The following is a 17805-nucleotide window of genomic DNA, read 5'->3' as shown; positions in this document are numbered from 1 at the left end:
CTTAATTAAATTGATGAATGAGGTGAGCGGTGGCGTTTTTGTCAATAATCGCCCCTTTGTGCTGAATGACGATCCCTGCGACTTGGTTGCCTTGTTGGCAGCATTGTTGCGGTAATTTATCACGCAAATAGCCGTTTAAAAAGCCAGCGTTGAAGGCATCGCCAGCGGAGGTGGTGTCCACAACATTGGCGACAGGTGTGGTGGCGATGTGTTGCTCGTTACCTTGTGCATCGCAGAATAATGCCCCGTCTTTGCCTTGTTTGAGGACAATATTTTTGACCCCAAAATCTTTCAAACGTTGCACGGATTGAGCGGTTTCGCTGTCGCCCCATAAGGCTTGTTCATCGTCAAACGTAACCAGTGCTAGATCGATGAAAGGCAAAAGTGCGGTGTAAATTTCTTGCGTTTTTTCCACGGACTCCCAAAGTTTTGGGCGGTAATTGCTGTCAAACGCAATTTTCACCCCTTGGCTGGCAAGTTGTTTTAGCTGGGCGATTAAAGCGTAGCGATCGGCATCTGGCAAGATGGCGAGGGAAATCCCGCTCAAATAGATCATATCCATTTCGCTGAGTTGCTGTTGTACTTGGGAATAGTCAGGGTGTTGAAGAAGATAACGAGCGGCAGATTCAGAACGCCAATAAAGGAAGGTGCGTTCGCCAAATTTATCAAGCTGAATGAGATAAAGCCCCGCTTGGCGATGAGGATCAATCAGCACGTTGCCGGTATTGATGTGATCTTGTTGCCAATGTTGAATCATCTGCTGGCTGAGTTTGTCCGCCCCCATTGCGGTAATATAATGCACATCAATATCTTGTGGATTACTTACTCGGGCAAGATAGGTAGCGGTGTTAAGCGTGTCCCCGCCGTAAGTTTGCCACATATTGCCAAATGGCTCACCGTTTAATTCGATCATACATTCGCCAATAATTGCAATTTTTTTCACTTTTTCCCCCTTAATAAAGTGAGTGAAATAATGCCGATTATAAATTTATTAATGCTTTTATTCAATAAAAATGAAATGCGATTTTAATTTTTATACTTTTCAAAAATATTGCTTGTGTTAATATGCACAGGCAATTCTTTTATGATATTTAGAGGCACTATGGAAAAAGATACTCAACCCGATGTCGTATCATCAGTATTGAAAGTATTCGGTATTGTTGATGCGTTAAGTGAACAAAAGGAAATTGGTGTAACGGATCTTGCTCAGCGTTTAATGATGTCGAAAAGCACGATCTATCGTTTTTTGCAAACGATGAAAGGCCTAGGGATTGTGGCTCAAGAAGGTGAAACGGATAAATATCGCTTAACCTTAAAATTATTTGAACTCAGCGCAAGGGCATTGGAATATGTGGATTTGATTGAGTTGGCAAATAAAGAAATGGAAGAAATTTCAAAACAAACAGGCGAAACCCTGCATTTAGGCACGCTTGATGGCAACGAGATTGTTTATTTACATAAAATTGATTCCACTTACAATTTAAGAATGTATTCCCGAGTGGGGCGGCGAAACCCTTCGTACAGTACGGCGATTGGGAAAGTGCTGCTTTCCGCACATACTGATGACGAAGTGGAAACCTTGTTGGAAGAGGTGGAATTTATCCCGCACACGGCGAACACGCTTAAAAATATCGAAGAACTCAAGCAAGAATTAGCATTGGTGCGTGAACAGCATTATGCTGAAGATAAAGAAGAACAAGAGGTCGGACTACATTGTGTCGCCGTACCGATTTACGACCGCTTTGGACATTGCATTGCCGCCATTTCGATTTCATTGCCGTTAGTGCGTTTTGAAAAAGAAAACCTCACTCACCTTGTGGACTTGCTTCACCAAGCAGGACGTAATGTGTCGAAACAGCTGGGCTATCAGCATTATCCTGTTGAAGAATAAAAAATAAAAGCTAGAAATTTCTAGCTTTTATTTTACGCAAAGGCAACGATTAACGTGCTAACCAACCGCCATCAACTGCGATGGTGTAACCGTTGATGTAATCTGCCGCGGCAGAAGCCAAGAATACGCAAGGTCCGGCTACATCACTTGGCAAGCCCCAACGTCCTGCAGGGATTCGATCCAAGATTTCTTTGCTACGTGTTTCATCAGCACGCAATGCTGCGGTGTTATCTGTTGCCATATAACCCGGTGCGATAGCGTTCACATTAATGTTGTACTTCGCCCACTCGTTCGCCATTAAACGGGTTAATCCCATTACCGCACTTTTCGACGCGGTGTAAGAAGGCACGCGAATCCCGCCTTGGAAAGAAAGCATTGAGGCGATGTTGATGATTTTGCCGCCATTTCCTTGTTTGATGAACTGTTTTGCGACCGCTTGAGAGAAGAAGAACACGGTTTTTTGGTTGATGTTAATCACATCGTCCCAGTCTTGCTCGCTAAAGTTAATCGCGTCTTCACGGCGAATAATCCCCGCATTGTTCACTAAAATATCCACTTTGCCAAAGGCTTCCACTGCTTTTTCTACAAGGCTTGGGATTTGATCTTGTTGCATTAAATTCGCAGTTAAATTCACAAAGCGGCGACCAAGTGCGGTGATTTTTTCTGCTGTTTCTGGAGCTTCTGCAAGGTTTACTCCAACAATATCACAACCCGCCTGAGCAAGTCCCACTGCCATACCTTGACCTAAACCTGTGTTACAGCCTGTTACAATGGCAACTTTTCCAGATAAATCGAATTTTTTTAACATTTCTAACATCGTTTTTTCTCCTGAGTTATATGAAATTAACTTTATAATAAATTGTTTTTTATTTTTTTTTTTTTGAAAAGTTATTTTATTTATTTTTTTGTTTTCTATGCAAAGTGAAAAGCAAAAGAAAACAAAGAGCAGTCGTTTTTTCTTAGGTTTTCTCTTTATCGGGAAGATAAAGATTTAAACGAGAAGAAAACGTCGTAACCCCTTTGCGTAGTAAATTATTTTTTCCTCTGGTTGAGCGTCCACAAAGCCATTCTAAGCCTCGTTTTAATACATTTTGTTGTTGCAAGCACGCTTGGCTGAATGGGGCGTTGGGGTATTGTTGATGTTGGAATAACGCCACAATTTCTTGCGTTGTTTGTGTGCCAATGATTCTTAAATTAATCGCGGGTATGCTGATGTCGTAGTCTTGCTGTTCGATGGCGAGGGGCTGTTCTTCCGTTTGCCAGAAATCAATCTGTTGGCTGCCATAAAGGAGTAAAATCAGCGGTCGTAACGACCAAAGCCCGCTCGCCGCACCGCTGTAAGGATCAACCAACCGTCTATCCGCTTGGAATAAGCCTTGTGTAACATTGCCTTGTTGAATGGCGGAATGTTGGATAAAAAACTGTGTGAGGGTGGAGAAAATCCGTTTGCCACGTCCGTCCGTTTTGCCTTGTTGGATCATTGTGCTAATTAAGGCACTTGGTGCGGCGAAGCGGTAAGGGAGGCTGCGTCCAAAAAAGGCAAAGCCTTGTGGGGCGAATAAATAATGAAATTTATCGCAAAATTGCACCGCACTTTGCTGAATAAAAGTGCGGTCAAAATTTGGGGTAATTTGGTCTAGCCAAAACAGCCCATAATGGAAACCCCACGAATTGTAATAGTCAAAATTCCCTTTTTCGCCATCACGAAACCAACCCTCGCCCACATAAAATTCTTTGATGCGTTGATAACGCTCGTGGCAGATTTCATCAATGCCACTGAGATCTTTCACCACAAATTGCACCAGTAAAACAAACAGATGCCAATTATTATCCACCGTTTGAACTTGATTAATTTGCCGTAGCCAAGTGAGAATTTGTTGCTGTTGTTCAGCGTTATATTGCTGCCAAATCCATTTTTTACTCAGCCACAAGGCAAGGGCAAAATCAGCAGTTTCGCAAATGGTTTGCTGAAAGCTGGCTAAATCTCCCCAATAGCCTGAATGTTGGGGATTGGTGGCATTCAGAAAACCTTGTGCAAGCTGTTCTCGAATTTGAATGAAAAGTGGCTCGCTGGAATGAGTTTGATAATGTAAATAGGCAGCAAGCAGGGGATAATTCCGTGCTGCTCCCTCAATGGAATCCGATACCGTTCCTTGTTCGGAAGGGTAGCCATAATAATCTGCTCGGGCATTGTCATCATTGGCGTAATGAAAGAAAGAGCGGATAAAATAATTTACCAATAATTCAAACTTTTCTTGAGTAAAGGTTTGATTTTGTGTAAATGCCTGTTGCACTTGTTGTTCAAGTTGCGGGTATTTTTTCGCAAATAATCCATTGCGTTTATAAGTACGTTGCACTCTTTCCTTGAAAGCATGGTAATAGTCCTGTAGTCGCGGGTGTTCGTGTGCAAGGTAAGGACGCTGGCTAAAACGAATGGTTGGTTTAGGCATTTATCCGCTCCCATTTTTTACGCTTTAGGCGTACAACTTTCCAGTTGTTTTTTCATTTTTTTCGTTGGCCCTGTGATGAACTCAACGGGACGCCAAGAATCCCCTGTTTTTTCGAGCCAAGGTATCAATTCCTCTTTGATGAGTTTTTGGATTAGCTCAGGATTTTCGTTGGCAATATTTTTCATTTGATACGGATCATTGACGTTATCAAAGAGTTTGTATTTCAATGGTTCACCATCTTGGCGATCGATTTCCAAGGTATGGGTTGCGGTTCTTACCCCGCGGCGACCAAAGGAAGGCTGTCCGTAAGGCACGAATAAATAAAGTTGCGAAGTTGGGCTTTCGCCTTTATCGTGCAACACTTGTTCAGCAAGGCTCACTCCTTCAACACTATCAGGGATCGCCTCTTTTAATCCAAGTAAATCTAACACAGTTGGATAAATATCTGGTGCTGACATTAAACTTTGGTTTACGCCAGAAGGAATTTTACCCGGCAAGCGGAACATCATTGGCACACGCATTGATTCTTCATAAATGTTATTTTTGGTTGGTGCACCGTGCGAACCTAGACAGCAACCGTGATCAGAGAAGAAAACAACAAGCGTGTTTTCGGCTAAGCCTTGTTTATCTAACTCGGCGAGGATACGCCCAAATTGCTCATCAACTCCTGAAACCATCGCAAGATATTCTTTGAAATATTGTGGACCATAGCCTTCTAGGTATTTTTTATTCCAATCTACATTTGGGCGAGTGTTAAGTTCTTTTGAACTTTGTGGATACATATCAAGGTATTTTTGTGGCACTTGATCATAAGGCGAATGTGGTGGGTTCATTGAAACCACTAACGCAAATGGTTTGCTTGGATCGCGATATTTGTTTTCTTCATTGCGAAGATACTTAATTGCCATATCGGCTTCGTGTTCTGGCCCCCATTGATCAATATATTGTGGGTATTCACGCGGTGTATCATTTCCCCAATACATTGGTTTTAAATGGAGATCATAAGTACCATAAGAATACCAGAAATCAAAACCGTGGCGGCGATCTGGCGGTGTCCAGTCATTCCAATAACGCCCTTCCATTGGGTTGTTATAACTTTTAATGTAAGGTTCTTGTGGGACATCTAAATGCCATTTTCCGATATAGCCTAAAGAATAGCCCTGTTCTTTAAGAACGTCTGACCAGCATTTTGCATAAGGGGAGAGTTCAATCCCTACTTTACCGCCGTAATCGTGGGTATTTCCTGTTACACCGCTGTGTTGTGGATATTTCCCTGTCATAAACATTCCGCGAAATGGCGAACAAAGTGGGTAATTGGACACCATTTGATCCATCACTTTTGCGGTTTTAGCAAAGGCATCTAAATGTGGAGTGATGGCGGGATCTTGATGTTTGAAGCCCTGTGCCATAGCTCGCATTTCATCTGGAAATACAATTAGTAGGTTTAGCGGTTTGTTCACCGTAGTTGCGTTTTTTTGTTCATTTGCTAGCACATTCGTTGCTGTGCCTGAAAGTGCTGCTGCAGCTCCTGTAGTAGCTACACCTTTTATAAAATTACGCCTTGAAATACTCATTGGGTCACTCCTTATGTTTTGATTAGGTAGGATTAATTTCGGCCGCTTTGTTGTACTTCTTCCTCAAAACAAAGTGCGGTTATTTTTTCATAAAAAAACGGTTTTCTCTATATTTCAAAATAATGTTTTATAAAAAATATTTTATTTTGTGAGTTAGATCACATATTTCGATTTTTGTGTTTTTTTGCTTTGATTACTTTCGTTATAATTTGTTTAAAGTAATGTGAAAGGTTAATTTCTTTCATATATACAAAATGAAATTCAATATTTCAATATAAAGAAAGGATGAAATAACAATGAGTATTTTATTAAACCTCATTAAAAAGCATAAAACAGGGCAAGCAATCGGGATTTATTCTGTTTGTTCAGCCCATCCGCTTGTATTAGAAGCGTCATTGTTACAAGCAAAACAAGATCAAACGCCATTACTTATTGAAGCAACCTCTAACCAAGTGGATCAATTTGGTGGTTATACAGGAATGACACCTGCAGATTTTCGCCACTTTGTTGAAAAATTAGCAGATGAAGTAGGATTTCCGCGTGATCAATTAATTTTAGGTGGCGACCATTTAGGGCCTAATCGTTGGCAAGGATTAACCGCTGATGAAGCAATGGCAAATGCCGAGAAGCTCATTGAAGCTTATGTCGCAGCAGGTTTTGAAAAAATTCATTTAGATTGCAGTATGTCTTGCAAAGGCGATCCTGTGCCTTTGTCTGATGAAATTGTGGCAGAACGTGCGGCTCGTTTAGCTGTGGTTGCAGAACAAACCGCGTCAAAAAATGGTTTGGCGGATCGTATCGTTTACATTGTTGGCACAGAAGTTCCTGTACCAGGCGGTGAAGCAGAAGAAATTGCTGAATTAGAAGTAACTTCACCAAGTGCCGCGAAAGCCACCATTAATGCTCATCAACAAGCCTTTGCTCGCGTTGGGTTAGAACATATTTGGCCACGCGTAATTGGTTTGGTGGTGCAGCCAGGGGTAGAGTTTGATCATACAAAGGTGATTGATTTTATTCCTGAGAAAGCACAAGCCTTAAGCCAAGTGGTGAATGATTATGAAAATTTAGTGTTTGAAGCACATTCTACTGATTATCAAACGGAAGAAGCTTACAAAGCATTAGTAAAAAATCACTTTGCGATTTTGAAAGTGGGGCCGGCATTAACGTTTGCATTGCGTGAAGGCTTATATGCTTTATGTGCAATGGAAGCCTATTTATTCCCAGCGGAGCAACGCTCTAATTTACTTGCTGTACTTGAAGAGCAAATGTTAGCACACCCAGAAAACTGGCAAAAATACTATCACGGTACCGAGTTAGAGCAACGTTTTGCAAGAAGTTTTAGCTTTAGTGATCGTATTCGTTATTACTGGACTAATCCTGAAATCGCAGCGGCAGTGGAAAAATTATTTGCTAATTTTGAGAACGTAGATATTCCATTACCATTGTTAAGCCAATATTTACCAGAGCAATATGCCGCCGTGCGTGCAGGTACATTAGCCCCTCGTGGTAAAGACGTAGTGTTAGATAAAGTGCGTGCGGTGGTTCGTCAATACGCCTTAGCAAGTTTTTTCAATAAATAATTGGGGATAGATAAGATGACAAATTATTTAGGGTTTTCAGAAAGCGAATTAGTGGCGGGTAAAGCCATTATGACCGCAAAAGAAATTGAACATCAGCCTCAAGCTTGGTTGCAAGCATTGCATACGGTAGATACACAGCGTCAGCAAATCTTAGATTTCATCGCACCTGTAATGAATGCAGCAAATGGACGTGTGATTTTCACCGGCGCAGGAACTTCCGCTTTTGTGGGGCATTCCTTACAGCCTTTCGTTTTAACATTAACGGATAAACGTGTGGAATCTATTGCCACAACAGATATTGTGTCTAATCCTTACCAATATTTTTCACAAGACGTGCCAACCTTATTAATTTCTTTCGCACGTTCAGGTAACAGCCCTGAAAGTGTGGCAGCAGTGGAATTAGCCAATCAGTGTTTAACCAACTGTTATCACTTATTCATTACTTGTAATGAGCAAGGGGCGTTGTATCAAAATGCACAAAAAAATGACCGCACTTTAGCGTTATTAATGCCTCCACAAACCAATGACGGCGGTTTCGCAATGACATCAAGTTTTAGCTCAATGATGTTATCAGCACTTTCCGTGTTCTTATTGCCAAAAGGCTCAGTGGTTGAACAGCTACAATTTATTTGCGATGCCACAGAAAAATTGCTCCCTCGCTATGTGGATTATGCACGCCAACTTTCTAATGTTGAGATGGAACGCATTATCTATTTAGGCAGCGGTGGCTTGCAAGGTTTGGCACAAGAATCTGCATTGAAAATTTTGGAATTAACCGCAGGACGCATTGTGGCAACCTATGATTCACCGTTAGGTTTCCGCCACGGACCAAAATCTATTGTAAATCCTAAAACGGTAGTGGTGGAATTTTTATCAAATCAACCTTATACCCGTTTATATGATCTTGATTTATATAATGAATTACGACGCGATAATATTGCAAGTCGTGTTGTGTGTTTAACCGCACAAGCAGGTGTAGAAGGCAATGATGTGATCACTATCGAGGGATTTGAAAATGCTCCCGATTATGCCTTGTTATTCCCGTATATTGTGTTTGCACAAATTAATTCATTCTATAGTTCATTCAGTCGTGGTATCACCACTGACAACCCTTGTCCAACAGGTGAAGTAAATCGTGTGGTTCAAGGCGTTATTATTCACCCATTTCATTCGTAATTAAGGAGTTTTTTATGGCAACACCAAATATTGTATGGACTCGTATTGATGAGCGTTTATTACATGGTCAAATTAAAATTACTTGGGGGAAACACTCTGAAGCGAATTTAATTCTTGTCGCCAATGACGAAGCAGCAGAAGGTCCAAATGCTGCATTTATGCAGGCTGGAATGAAAGCGTCAGCGGGTGGGGAATATGCAGTGCGTTTTTTCACCATACAAAAGACTATTGATGTGATTCATAAAGCATCACCACAGCAAAAAATCTTTATTTTATGTAATAACCCAACAGACGTTGCACGCTTAGTTGAAGGTAGAGTGCCTATTAAACATTGTAATATTGGCAATATGCACTTCCACGAAGGAAAAAAACAATTAACTAAAACGGTTTCTGTTGATGAAAAGGATCTTGATGCATTCCGTCGTATGGTGAATGCAGGAGTAACTTGTACTATTCAAAATACACCTGATGTACAAGAGATCGATATTAAACAATATCTTTAATATTCAGTAAGGAGCATTTATGTTAACTGAAGCACTATTAGTCGCCCTTTGGGCGTTCTTCTGCGGTATCGATAAATACGACGTCGCGTTAAATATTCACCGTCCGTTAATTACAGGTCCAGTAGTGGGTTTGATTATGGGCGATTTACAACTTGGCTTAATTACTGGAGCGACGCTAGAGTTGGCTTGGTTAGGGTTAGTACCTAATGCAGGCGCTCAGCCGCCTGATGTAACAATGGGTACGATTGCAGCCGTTGCTTTTGCTGTGATGACAGGGCAAAGTGCAGAAGTAGCAATGGGTGTAGGTCTGCCTATCGCAGTATTGATGCAGATGTTGATCATCGGATTCTTTGCAATAACCTCATTTACAATGGGAAAAGCTGATGAATATGCAGAACAGGCCAATCCGAATGGACTGGATTTCTTGTTAATTTCCACTATTTCATTACGCGGTCTACTTTATGCTGTAGTTGCCTTTATCACGGTATATTTCGGTGAACACGCAGCAGATTGGATCAATAATAATTCGCCAAAAGTGTTATTAGAGGGGTTAGGTTTAGGGGCGCGTTTAGTGCCAGCAATTGGTTTTGCAATGCTACTTAAAATTATGTGGTCAAAACAAGTTGCAGGTGTGTTTTTTATCGGTTTCGTTGCAACCACTTACTTAAAACTACCAATTATGGCGGTGGCGATCATCGGTGGTTCAATCGCAGTACTTTATTTCTACTTCTCAGGTAACAGCAATAACAACCAATCTCAAGCACAGGAGTTCGAAGATGGAATCTAAAAATGTTAATAACCAAGTAACAGAAAGTCTTGTTGATGATATTGATGCATATCAAGATCAAACTGTTCGCAAAGTGATTACCAAAGCAGATCTTTGGAAATGTGCAATTCGTGGTTTGTTTATGGAAGGTAATTTTAACTTTGAACGTATGCAAGCAGGTGGTTGGGCATATTCAATTATCCCCGCGTTGAAAAAAATTCACGGCAATAATAAATATGACTTGGCGAAATCATTGAAAAACCACCTACAGTTTTTCAATGCAAGTCCGAAACTCTTTACTTTCTTGCTGGGTACAGCTATTGCAATGGAAGAAAATAAAGAAAAACCTTCTACTATCAACGTAATGAAAGTAGCGGGAATGGGGCCAACTGGCGGGATTGGTGATGGTATCGACCATATGACCATTATGCCATTAACTCTGGCTTTAGGTTCATCAATTGCAATGGAAGGATCTATTGCGGGGCCATTTGTATTCTTTATCCTCTATCAGATTATGCACTTTTTTGTATACTTTAGTTTGATGTTTATGGGATACAAAGCGGGTACAGCAGCGATGGTAAGTATGAGTGATTCTACAGAACGTCTTGCTAAGGCTGCAAATATTATGGGGATTTTCGTTATTGGAGCGTTATGTGCTACTTTTATTCGATTTAAAACCACCGCAAGTATTGAAATGGGTGGAAAAGTGGTGGAATTACAGACTGCACTTTTCGATAAAATTATGCCGAATCTACTTCCTCTAGCCTTGGTATTCCTAATGTTTAAATTAGTGAAAGGTACGGGTTTCTGGGCAAAACCACCAGTATTGATCTTTAGTACCTTGATTTTTGGTGTTATAGGACATTGGATTGGTATCCTTTAATTTACTTTCATAACATAAAGGAAATGGGGATTTCTCGTTTCCTTTATAGAATAGCAATAAAATAAGGACAGCTTATGTTAGGTATTGTTGTATCAGGTCATATTAATTTTGCCTCAGGTATGCGTTCAGCTGTAGAAGCTATTGTAGGGCAACAGCCGCAGCTTGAATTTGTTGATTTTTTAGAATCAATGTCCACTGATGAGTTAGAGTCGCAGTTATTAGCAGCAAAAGAAAAAGTGAATAGCGGAGATGGTGTGCTTTTTTTAGTAGATCTCTACGGTGGTTCACCTTGTAATCGAGCAATTAATCTTTTATTGCAAGATCCTAATGTGGAAGTGGTGGCTGGTGTTAATTTATCAATGATTGTTAATGCTGCATTAGAACGTGAAGAATTTTCTGTAAGCGAATTAGCCGATTGCTTGGCCCGTGGTGAATTTAGCCAAATAAAAAATCTACGTCAGGATCTGACCGCACTTTCAGATGATGACGGCGATGAAGATGGTCTATAAATTTGAGAGGAAATACAATGAAAGCTCAACAGCAAACTCTTGAGTTAATGAAACGTGTGTATCATTGGCAAAAAGATCATCAAACACGCACGGTGATTAGACGCACAGGACGAGTGCGTTTTATTAAAGATACCGATTGGGATCGTGCCGTGTTTTGGGCAAGCGTGTCCAACGCGTGGAAAGTAATAGGCGAACAAACCTTTTTAGATGGGGCATTAGATTACACCTTGCACACGGGGTTCCGCACAGGACCACATTTACGTTTTGCCGATGATTTGGTTTGTGCACAATCCTATCTTGATGTGTATCCGTTATTTAATCAACCAGAAGCCTTAGAGCCAACCATCAACTTTGTAGAAGATATGCTGGCAAATCCAAAACCAGGGCGTGAAGATTGGTGGTGGTGTGATTCACTCTTTATGGCACCACAAGTGTTCTTTACCCTCTCCACCTTAACGGGCGAAAGCAAATACCGTGATTATGCTAACCAAGCGTGGTGGGATTCTGTTGATCACTTACAAGATAAAGAAACAGGCTTGTTCTATCGTGATTACCGTTATATTCCTGACGGTAAAGGGGGAGAATTACGCGAAGAAAATGGTGAAAAAGTCTTTTGGGGACGTGGCGTAGGTTGGGTGATTGCAGCGATTCCACGCTTATTCCGTGATATGCCCGAAGACTATCCAGAACGTGAGCGTTATTTAACCCTTTATCGTCAGCTTGCAGAAATCGTTTTACCATTCCAACACGAAGATGGTTTCTGGCGAGCGAGCTTACTTGATCCGCAAACGTTCCCTGCGAAAGAGAGCAGTGCAACGGCATTATTCTGCTACGCATTAGCTTGGGGGATCAATCAAGGCATTTTAGATCGTGCAACTTATTTGCCAGTGGTTGAAAAAGCGTGGGCAGCATTAGAAAGTGCGGTCAATTCTGATGGCAAATTAGGCTGGATTCAGCTTCCTGCTTTCAATCCGCGTGAAGTGAAAGAAGAAGACAACATCGATTACGGTGTGGGTGCTTTCTTACTTGCAGGAGCAGAAATTTATCAATTACAAGCTGAATAACGGTAACTTTTAATTATTGAATTAAGGAAAGAAAAATGAAAATTGCATTAATGATGGAAAACAGCCAAGCGGCGAAAAATCCAATTATCTTAAATGAGTTAAAAAACGTGGTTGAGCCAAAAGGGCATAGCGTTTATAACGTGGGAATGAACAGCGAACAAGATCACCACTTAACTTATATCCACTTAGGGATTATGGCGAGCATTTTATTAAACTCAAAAGCCGTTGATTTTGTGGTAACAGGTTGTGGTACAGGGCAAGGTGCATTAATGTCATTAAACCTGCACCCAGGTGTGGTGTGTGGTTACTGCTTAGAACCTGCTGACGCGTTCTTATTCGCACAAATCAATAACGGTAACGCATTATCTTTAGCTTTTGCCAAAGGATTTGGCTGGGGGGCTGAATTAAACGTGCGTTATATGTTTGAAAAAGCTTTTGAAGGTGAACGTGGTCAAGGCTATCCAGTTGAACGTCGTGAACCTCAAGTTCGCAATGCTGGCATTCTCAACCAAGTGAAAACAGCGGTGGCGAAAGACTATTTAGACACCTTGCGTTCAATTGATCCAGAATTGGTGAAAACCGCAGTGAGCGGTGAACGCTTCCAACAATGCTTCTTCGATAACTGCCAAGATGATGAAATCCGAGCTTATGTTACAGAAGTATTGAATAGCTAATTTCGTTTTTGCTTTTTATGCAATGTAAGAGGGAAAAGGAAATTTCCCTCTTATCAGATAATTTTAGTTAAATTGAATTATCGTTTCCCTAACCTAACATTTCTTTCACATTAGGAGTTGTTTATGTGTCAATCTCAATCTGCTTATTTTCATATGATGGCAAAACCAAGTAGTTTCCATTGCAATATCAAATGTGAATACTGTTTTTATTTGGAAAAAGAGCAAGCCCTAACACATAACGTTCGCCTAATGTCTGACGATACTTTACGTCAATATACCAAAAATTACATTGAATCCCACGCAGGCGATCACGTTGATTTCGCGTGGCAAGGCGGTGAACCCACCTTACTCGGTTTAGATTTTTTTAAAAGAGCGGTGCAATTTCAGCAAGAATTTGCTAACGGTAAAACGATTACCAATGGTTTTCAAACCAATGGCATTGCGATTAATCGTCAATGGGCAGAATTTTTTAAAGAAAATAATTTTCTTATAGGGATTTCTGTGGATGGTTTAAGTGAGGTTCACGACCGCTATCGTATTTCTGTCAATGGACAGCCCACATTTGAGCGAGTGAAAAAAGCCATCGAACTGTTGAAAGAATATGAAGTGGATTTTAATACGCTCACTGTAATTAATGATAAAAACTGGGATAAAGGACGGGAAACTTACCAAGTGTTGAAAGAGTTAGGCTCGACTTTTATGCAGTTTATTCCTATTGTTGAAGTGGCGAATTATTCCTTACAACGCTGTGATTATAGCCCTGGAAAAAATTATCGAATGGCTCCCTTTTCTGTACCAGCCGATGGCTACGGGCATTTCCTATTAGACGTGTTTACCGAATGGGTTCGACAAGATGTGGGACGTATTTTCGTGCGTGAATTTGATAACTTACTTGGGCAATGGTTGGGCTATCCTTCCACCAGCTGTATTCATACGGAAACTTGTGGTACCGCAATGATCGTAGAAGCCAATGGAGATGTTTATTCTTGCGATCATTATGTTTATCCTGATTATCGTTTAGGTAATGTTAATAAACAGCCTCTCAATCAAATTGCACTTTCAACCAAGCAACAAAAATTTGGTAAGGCGAAAAAAGAAACGCTCACTAAAGCCTGCGAAAAATGTGATGTGAGAATGATTTGTCAAGGCGGGTGTCCGAAGCATCGTATTGTGAATTTGAAAGGGGAAAAATTTAAACAAAATTATCTTTGTCCTTCTTACCAACTCTTCTTTCGTCAAACCGCACCTTTGATGCACCGTATGCGAGAAATTATTCAGCGTGGCGGGTTGGCTGAAGATATTATGAAAATAATCAACTAAAATCAAAGGAGATCATAATGAAACGCTCGTTACTTAGTCAGTGTTTATTATCCGCATTGGTTGTTGGTGCTGCGGCTCAGCCTGTTTACGCACACAGCCAAGATCCTCAAAAACCGAACGTGCTGGTTATTGTAATGGACGATTTAGGCACAGGCCAGCTTGATTTCGCCATTGACAGCTTAGACAAGAACGAATTAAGCAAACGCCCTGTTGCTGCTCGTTATCAAGGTGATTTAGATAAAATGATTGATGCCGCACAGCGTGCAATGCCGAATGTGTCTAAATTAGCCGCGACTGGGGTAAAAATGACCAATGCGTTCGTTGCTCACCCTGTTTGTGGCCCATCTCGTGCAGGGATTTTGACAGGACGTTATCCAGCGTCATTTGGTATTTATAGTAATGATGATTCTTTCAACGGTATTCCACTTGATGTGAAACTGTTGCCAGCGTTATTCCAAGAAAATGGCTATGCCACGGCGAATATTGGTAAATACCATAATGCTCGAGTGAATAAAGACAGAAAAATTGGACGTATCACTAAGCCTGATGATGTAAAAACCCGTGATTACCACGATAACTTCTCATCTGTACCAGATAAAGGTTATTTCCCAACTGATCGCGGTTTTGATTATTCTTACAGCTACTTTGTATCAGGGGCGGCATTGTGGAATTCCCCGGCACTATGGCGTAATGACAAACCGATTGAAGCACCGGGCTATTTAACCCATAATTTAACCAATGAAGCACTTCAATTTATTGATAAAACAGGCGATAAACCGTTTTTCTTAAATCTCGCTTATAGCGTACCACACATTCCATTGGAAGAGGCATCACCTGCCAAATATATGGATCGTTTTAATACAGGGAATGTGGAAGCCGATAAATATTTTGCGGCGATCAATGCGGCTGATGAGGGCATTGGTAAAATCATCGACAAATTAAAAGCCGACGGCAAATTAGATAACACCATTATTTTCTTCTTATCCGACAATGGTTCGGTTCACGAAGCGCCAATGCCATTAAATGGAATGGATCGTGGCTTTAAAGGACAAATGTATAACGGTGGAGTGCGAGTGCCATTCATCGTTTCTTGGCCGGGACACATTCCAGCGGATACCAAAAATGACAGCTTAATTTCTGCGGTAGATATTCTGCCAACAGCACTGAAAGCTGCGAATATTAAAGTGCCAGCTTCTTTAAAACTTGATGGTCGTGATATTTTGCCAGTGTTAGAAGGCAAAGAAAAAGTTTCACCGCACAAATATCTCTATTGGGCGGGACCAGGTGCAAAACATTATAGTGAGGATAACCAAAAATTCTGGGCGGATTATTGGAAATATATCACCTATAACACCAATGATGCACCGAAAAATCCAAACTTAGAGAAACTCTCAAAAAGCTCGTGGGCAATTCGCGATCAAGATTGGGCGTTATATTTCTACAATGACGGAAGTAACAAACTTCACCTTTATCACGACAAAGTTGACCCAGCAGAAAGCCAAGATGTGGCTGATAAATATCCAGAAAAAGTAAAAGAATTGCAAAAAGCATTTTACGACTGGATCAGCACACAACCAAAACCAATGGCGTGGAATCCTGAAGAATTCCAAGCGATTGAGGCTTCAGCAAAAGCAAAATAATCTGATGAATCAGCCACTGTTATGGTGGCTGATTTTTTTGAGGAAGAATGATGACAAAAATTACGCTCAGTGTTTTAGATCAAAATAACAACATCAAAATTTGCAAAAGTGCTTTTGACTTTTTAATGCTCACTTATAAAGGTGAATATCAAGCGGGCGATGTGATCCGTATTGAGGTAGATAATCCCCCTTGTTATTTAAAGTTGCGTTTAGAGGATAGCTTAGAAAGTTGCCTTATTTATGTAACGGAAAACCTTTTTGAGTTTCAAATTCCGTTTGGTGATCAAATACGCTTATACAATAGTGATAAAGCATTCCAAGGCGGGCTGCATTTCCTCTGGGTTCGCAGTGCGAGAGAGTATGAAATTAACCAATATGGCAATCTAGCGTTTAACCCTTATTGCCAACCTCAGCAAAAAGGTGTGTATCCACAAATTAGTAGTAATATTGTGCCAAGCAATATTCGCTTTGCCCCTTATAATGTGATTGATGGCATTTTTGATAGTAATGCACACGGTTCTTATCCTTTTACCTCTTGGAGCAACGCCCAATCCCCTAATGCACAATTAAAAATCGATTTTGGACGAACAGTAGAAATTGACGGCTTGATTTTGATGTTAAGAGCGGATTTTCCTCACGATGCGTGGTGGGAAAGTTTGAGTGTACATTTTTCTGATGGTAGCGAAGAAATCTTGCATTTAAGCCGAACAGGACAACCCCAGACATTTTCTTTCAAGCAACGACAAAGTGATTTTATTTTGCTGACTAATTTTATAAAAGGTGAAGACAAATCCCCTTTTACTGCTCTAACGCAAATTGAGGTATTAGGGCAGAATATTAGAATACAGCATAGTGAGAAATAAGAAAATGAAAGTAGGAGGAGGCTTCTAACATATTATATTCCTATTTTTGTAATATATCATTTCGTTTTATTTCATTTATCTTTGTTTAAGGCTATAATTGATACAATATAAAACCGGTCAAAGGAAAAAAGATGAAAAGTGCAATTGAAAGACGAATGGAGATTGTCGCGATCGTCAATAAGAATTCTTCGGCACGAGTAGAAGATTTGGCGGAGGCATTTTCTGTTTCAACGGTTACCATTCGCCAAGATCTTAATTTTCTTGAAAAGAATGGTTATATCATACGATCACATGGCGGGGCTATTCCCAACAAAGGAATGATCGCCGAACTCAGTAATTCTGAGAAACGCAACCGCTATTCTGGTGAAAAAAGCAAAATTGCTGAGGCCGCCTTAAAACTGATCCACGACAACGATATTATTATTTTAGACTCAGGCACGACCACCAAAGAAATTGCATCTGCACTCAAAAAATCACCTCTCAAAAATATTGTAGTGATGACAAACAGCCTTGATGTCGCTTATGAACTGTCCGACTCTGACAATACCGATGTGCTAATGACAGGCGGGAAATTACGCAAAAATGCGATGTCTTTCTCTGGCCCACAAGCAGATGCGAGTTTAGCAAATTACTGCTTCAGCAAAGTATTTTTGGGCGTTGATGGATTTGATATTCAAGCAGGTATTACTACGCATAATGAGCAAGAGGCGAATCTCAACCGCATTATGTGTGAGATTTCTAATCAAGTGATTGCGGTAACGGATTCCAGTAAATTTGGTAAAAAAAGTTGCCACGTTATCCGCAAATTTGCCGATATTGATGTATTAATTACCGATTCTGGCATTTCTCCTGAATATTTGACCGCACTTCAGGAAAATAATATTGAAGTGATTATTGTAGATTAAGAGGAAA

At 40.6% G+C, this 17805-nt stretch carries 17 protein-coding genes; 13 read left to right on the top strand and 4 right to left on the bottom strand.

The features are described from left to right. Position 1: 1 nt before the first annotated feature. Complete coding sequence (locus DXZ23_RS07630; RefSeq protein WP_017806033.1) at positions 2-943, bottom strand: sugar kinase; 942 nt, start codon at positions 941-943, stop codon at positions 2-4. A 159-nt stretch (positions 944-1102) separates the two neighbouring features. Between DXZ23_RS07630 and kdgR the strand changes: the two genes are divergently transcribed. Beyond that, positions 1103-1891 carry a DNA-binding transcriptional regulator KdgR gene (kdgR, locus tag DXZ23_RS07625; protein ID WP_017806034.1) on the top strand — a complete coding sequence of 263 codons (789 nt, stop codon included), beginning with the start codon at positions 1103-1105 and terminating at the stop codon, positions 1889-1891. A gap of 49 nt (positions 1892-1940) precedes the next feature. On the opposite strand, the gene kduD is transcribed toward kdgR, so the two are convergent. The 3 genes from kduD to DXZ23_RS07610 form a co-directional block, all read right to left on the bottom strand. Further along, a complete protein-coding gene (gene kduD, locus DXZ23_RS07620) occupies positions 1941-2699 on the bottom strand; it encodes a 2-dehydro-3-deoxy-D-gluconate 5-dehydrogenase KduD (protein WP_165381624.1) in 759 nt (252 codons plus the stop codon). A gap of 151 nt (positions 2700-2850) precedes the next feature. Continuing rightward, a complete protein-coding gene (locus DXZ23_RS07615; protein WP_035695745.1) occupies positions 2851-4341 on the bottom strand; it encodes a DUF2264 domain-containing protein in 1491 nt (496 codons plus the stop codon). Between the two features lie 17 nt (positions 4342-4358). Further along, on the bottom strand, positions 4359-5915 hold the full coding sequence (locus DXZ23_RS07610) for a sulfatase family protein (RefSeq protein ID WP_017806037.1): 1557 nt from the start codon (positions 5913-5915) through the stop codon (positions 4359-4361). A gap of 296 nt (positions 5916-6211) precedes the next feature. Here DXZ23_RS07610 and kbaZ point away from each other — a divergent pair, with 296 nt between their 5' ends. The 12 genes from kbaZ to agaR all read left to right on the top strand — a co-directional run bounded on the left by kbaZ (position 6212) and on the right by agaR (position 17798). Continuing rightward, on the top strand, positions 6212-7495 hold the full coding sequence (kbaZ, locus tag DXZ23_RS07605; RefSeq protein WP_017806038.1) for a tagatose-bisphosphate aldolase subunit KbaZ: 1284 nt from the start codon (positions 6212-6214) through the stop codon (positions 7493-7495). Between the two features lie 15 nt (positions 7496-7510). Then, complete coding sequence (locus tag DXZ23_RS07600) at positions 7511-8671, top strand: SIS domain-containing protein (protein WP_017806039.1); 1161 nt, start codon at positions 7511-7513, stop codon at positions 8669-8671. Between the two features lie 14 nt (positions 8672-8685). Further along, positions 8686-9174 (top strand): PTS N-acetylgalactosamine transporter subunit IIB, encoded by a 489-nt coding sequence (gene agaV, locus DXZ23_RS07595; RefSeq protein WP_017806040.1) that lies wholly within the window; start codon positions 8686-8688, stop codon positions 9172-9174. A gap of 19 nt (positions 9175-9193) precedes the next feature. Then, complete coding sequence (agaW, locus tag DXZ23_RS07590) at positions 9194-9961, top strand: PTS N-acetylgalactosamine transporter subunit IIC (RefSeq protein WP_017806041.1); 768 nt, start codon at positions 9194-9196, stop codon at positions 9959-9961. Next, positions 9951-10823: a PTS system mannose/fructose/sorbose family transporter subunit IID gene (locus tag DXZ23_RS07585; RefSeq protein ID WP_017806042.1), complete on the top strand. Its 873-nt coding sequence runs from the start codon at positions 9951-9953 to the stop codon at positions 10821-10823. Before agaW ends, DXZ23_RS07585 begins: the two co-directional genes overlap by 11 nt. 74 nt (positions 10824-10897) lie before the next feature. After that, positions 10898-11332, top strand: a complete 435-nt coding sequence (gene agaF, locus DXZ23_RS07580) for a PTS galactosamine/N-acetylgalactosamine transporter subunit IIA (protein ID WP_021723988.1) — start codon at positions 10898-10900, stop codon at positions 11330-11332. 17 nt (positions 11333-11349) lie between these two features. Next, entirely contained in the window at positions 11350-12396 is a 1047-nt protein-coding gene (locus DXZ23_RS07575; RefSeq protein ID WP_017806043.1) for a glycoside hydrolase family 88/105 protein, read from the top strand. A gap of 35 nt (positions 12397-12431) precedes the next feature. After that, positions 12432-13070, top strand: a complete 639-nt coding sequence (locus DXZ23_RS07570; protein WP_017806044.1) for an RpiB/LacA/LacB family sugar-phosphate isomerase — start codon at positions 12432-12434, stop codon at positions 13068-13070. A 123-nt stretch (positions 13071-13193) separates the two neighbouring features. After that, positions 13194-14390, top strand: coding sequence for an anaerobic sulfatase maturase (locus tag DXZ23_RS07565; protein ID WP_035695670.1), 1197 nt, complete (start codon positions 13194-13196; stop codon positions 14388-14390). 17 nt (positions 14391-14407) lie between these two features. Continuing rightward, complete coding sequence (locus tag DXZ23_RS07560; protein WP_017806045.1) at positions 14408-16030, top strand: sulfatase family protein; 1623 nt, start codon at positions 14408-14410, stop codon at positions 16028-16030. A 47-nt stretch (positions 16031-16077) separates the two neighbouring features. Next, positions 16078-16893 carry a hypothetical protein gene (locus DXZ23_RS07555; protein ID WP_021723990.1) on the top strand — a complete coding sequence of 272 codons (816 nt, stop codon included), beginning with the start codon at positions 16078-16080 and terminating at the stop codon, positions 16891-16893. 131 nt (positions 16894-17024) lie between these two features. Then, positions 17025-17798: a transcriptional repressor AgaR gene (agaR, locus tag DXZ23_RS07550; protein WP_017806047.1), complete on the top strand. Its 774-nt coding sequence runs from the start codon at positions 17025-17027 to the stop codon at positions 17796-17798. Positions 17799-17805 lie beyond the last annotated feature (7 nt).

Source organism: Avibacterium paragallinarum, from assembly GCF_900450705.1.
GTDB classification, from domain to species: domain Bacteria; phylum Pseudomonadota; class Gammaproteobacteria; order Enterobacterales; family Pasteurellaceae; genus Avibacterium; species Avibacterium paragallinarum.
The sequence above is the reverse complement of the archived record's forward strand: the minus strand, read 5'-3'. Positions and strand labels throughout refer to the sequence as shown.

Excerpts from the sequence above, each read along its gene's own strand:
- kdgR (WP_017806034.1), top strand. The coding sequence starts at position 1,103 with ATGGAAAAAGATACTCAACCCGATGTCGTATCATCAGTATTGAAAGTA.
- kduD (WP_165381624.1), bottom strand. The coding sequence starts at position 2,699 with ATGTTAAAAAAATTCGATTTATCTGGAAAAGTTGCCATTGTAACAGGC.
- DXZ23_RS07615 (WP_035695745.1), bottom strand. The coding sequence starts at position 4,341 with ATGCCTAAACCAACCATTCGTTTTAGCCAGCGTCCTTACCTTGCACAC.
- DXZ23_RS07610 (WP_017806037.1), bottom strand. The coding sequence starts at position 5,915 with ATGAGTATTTCAAGGCGTAATTTTATAAAAGGTGTAGCTACTACAGGA.
- kbaZ (WP_017806038.1), top strand. The coding sequence starts at position 6,212 with ATGAGTATTTTATTAAACCTCATTAAAAAGCATAAAACAGGGCAAGCA.
- DXZ23_RS07600 (WP_017806039.1), top strand. The coding sequence starts at position 7,511 with ATGACAAATTATTTAGGGTTTTCAGAAAGCGAATTAGTGGCGGGTAAA.
- agaV (WP_017806040.1), top strand. The coding sequence starts at position 8,686 with ATGGCAACACCAAATATTGTATGGACTCGTATTGATGAGCGTTTATTA.
- agaW (WP_017806041.1), top strand. The coding sequence starts at position 9,194 with ATGTTAACTGAAGCACTATTAGTCGCCCTTTGGGCGTTCTTCTGCGGT.
- DXZ23_RS07585 (WP_017806042.1), top strand. The coding sequence starts at position 9,951 with ATGGAATCTAAAAATGTTAATAACCAAGTAACAGAAAGTCTTGTTGAT.
- agaF (WP_021723988.1), top strand. The coding sequence starts at position 10,898 with ATGTTAGGTATTGTTGTATCAGGTCATATTAATTTTGCCTCAGGTATG.
- DXZ23_RS07575 (WP_017806043.1), top strand. The coding sequence starts at position 11,350 with ATGAAAGCTCAACAGCAAACTCTTGAGTTAATGAAACGTGTGTATCAT.
- DXZ23_RS07570 (WP_017806044.1), top strand. The coding sequence starts at position 12,432 with ATGAAAATTGCATTAATGATGGAAAACAGCCAAGCGGCGAAAAATCCA.
- DXZ23_RS07565 (WP_035695670.1), top strand. The coding sequence starts at position 13,194 with ATGTGTCAATCTCAATCTGCTTATTTTCATATGATGGCAAAACCAAGT.
- DXZ23_RS07560 (WP_017806045.1), top strand. The coding sequence starts at position 14,408 with ATGAAACGCTCGTTACTTAGTCAGTGTTTATTATCCGCATTGGTTGTT.
- DXZ23_RS07555 (WP_021723990.1), top strand. The coding sequence starts at position 16,078 with ATGATGACAAAAATTACGCTCAGTGTTTTAGATCAAAATAACAACATC.
- agaR (WP_017806047.1), top strand. The coding sequence starts at position 17,025 with ATGAAAAGTGCAATTGAAAGACGAATGGAGATTGTCGCGATCGTCAAT.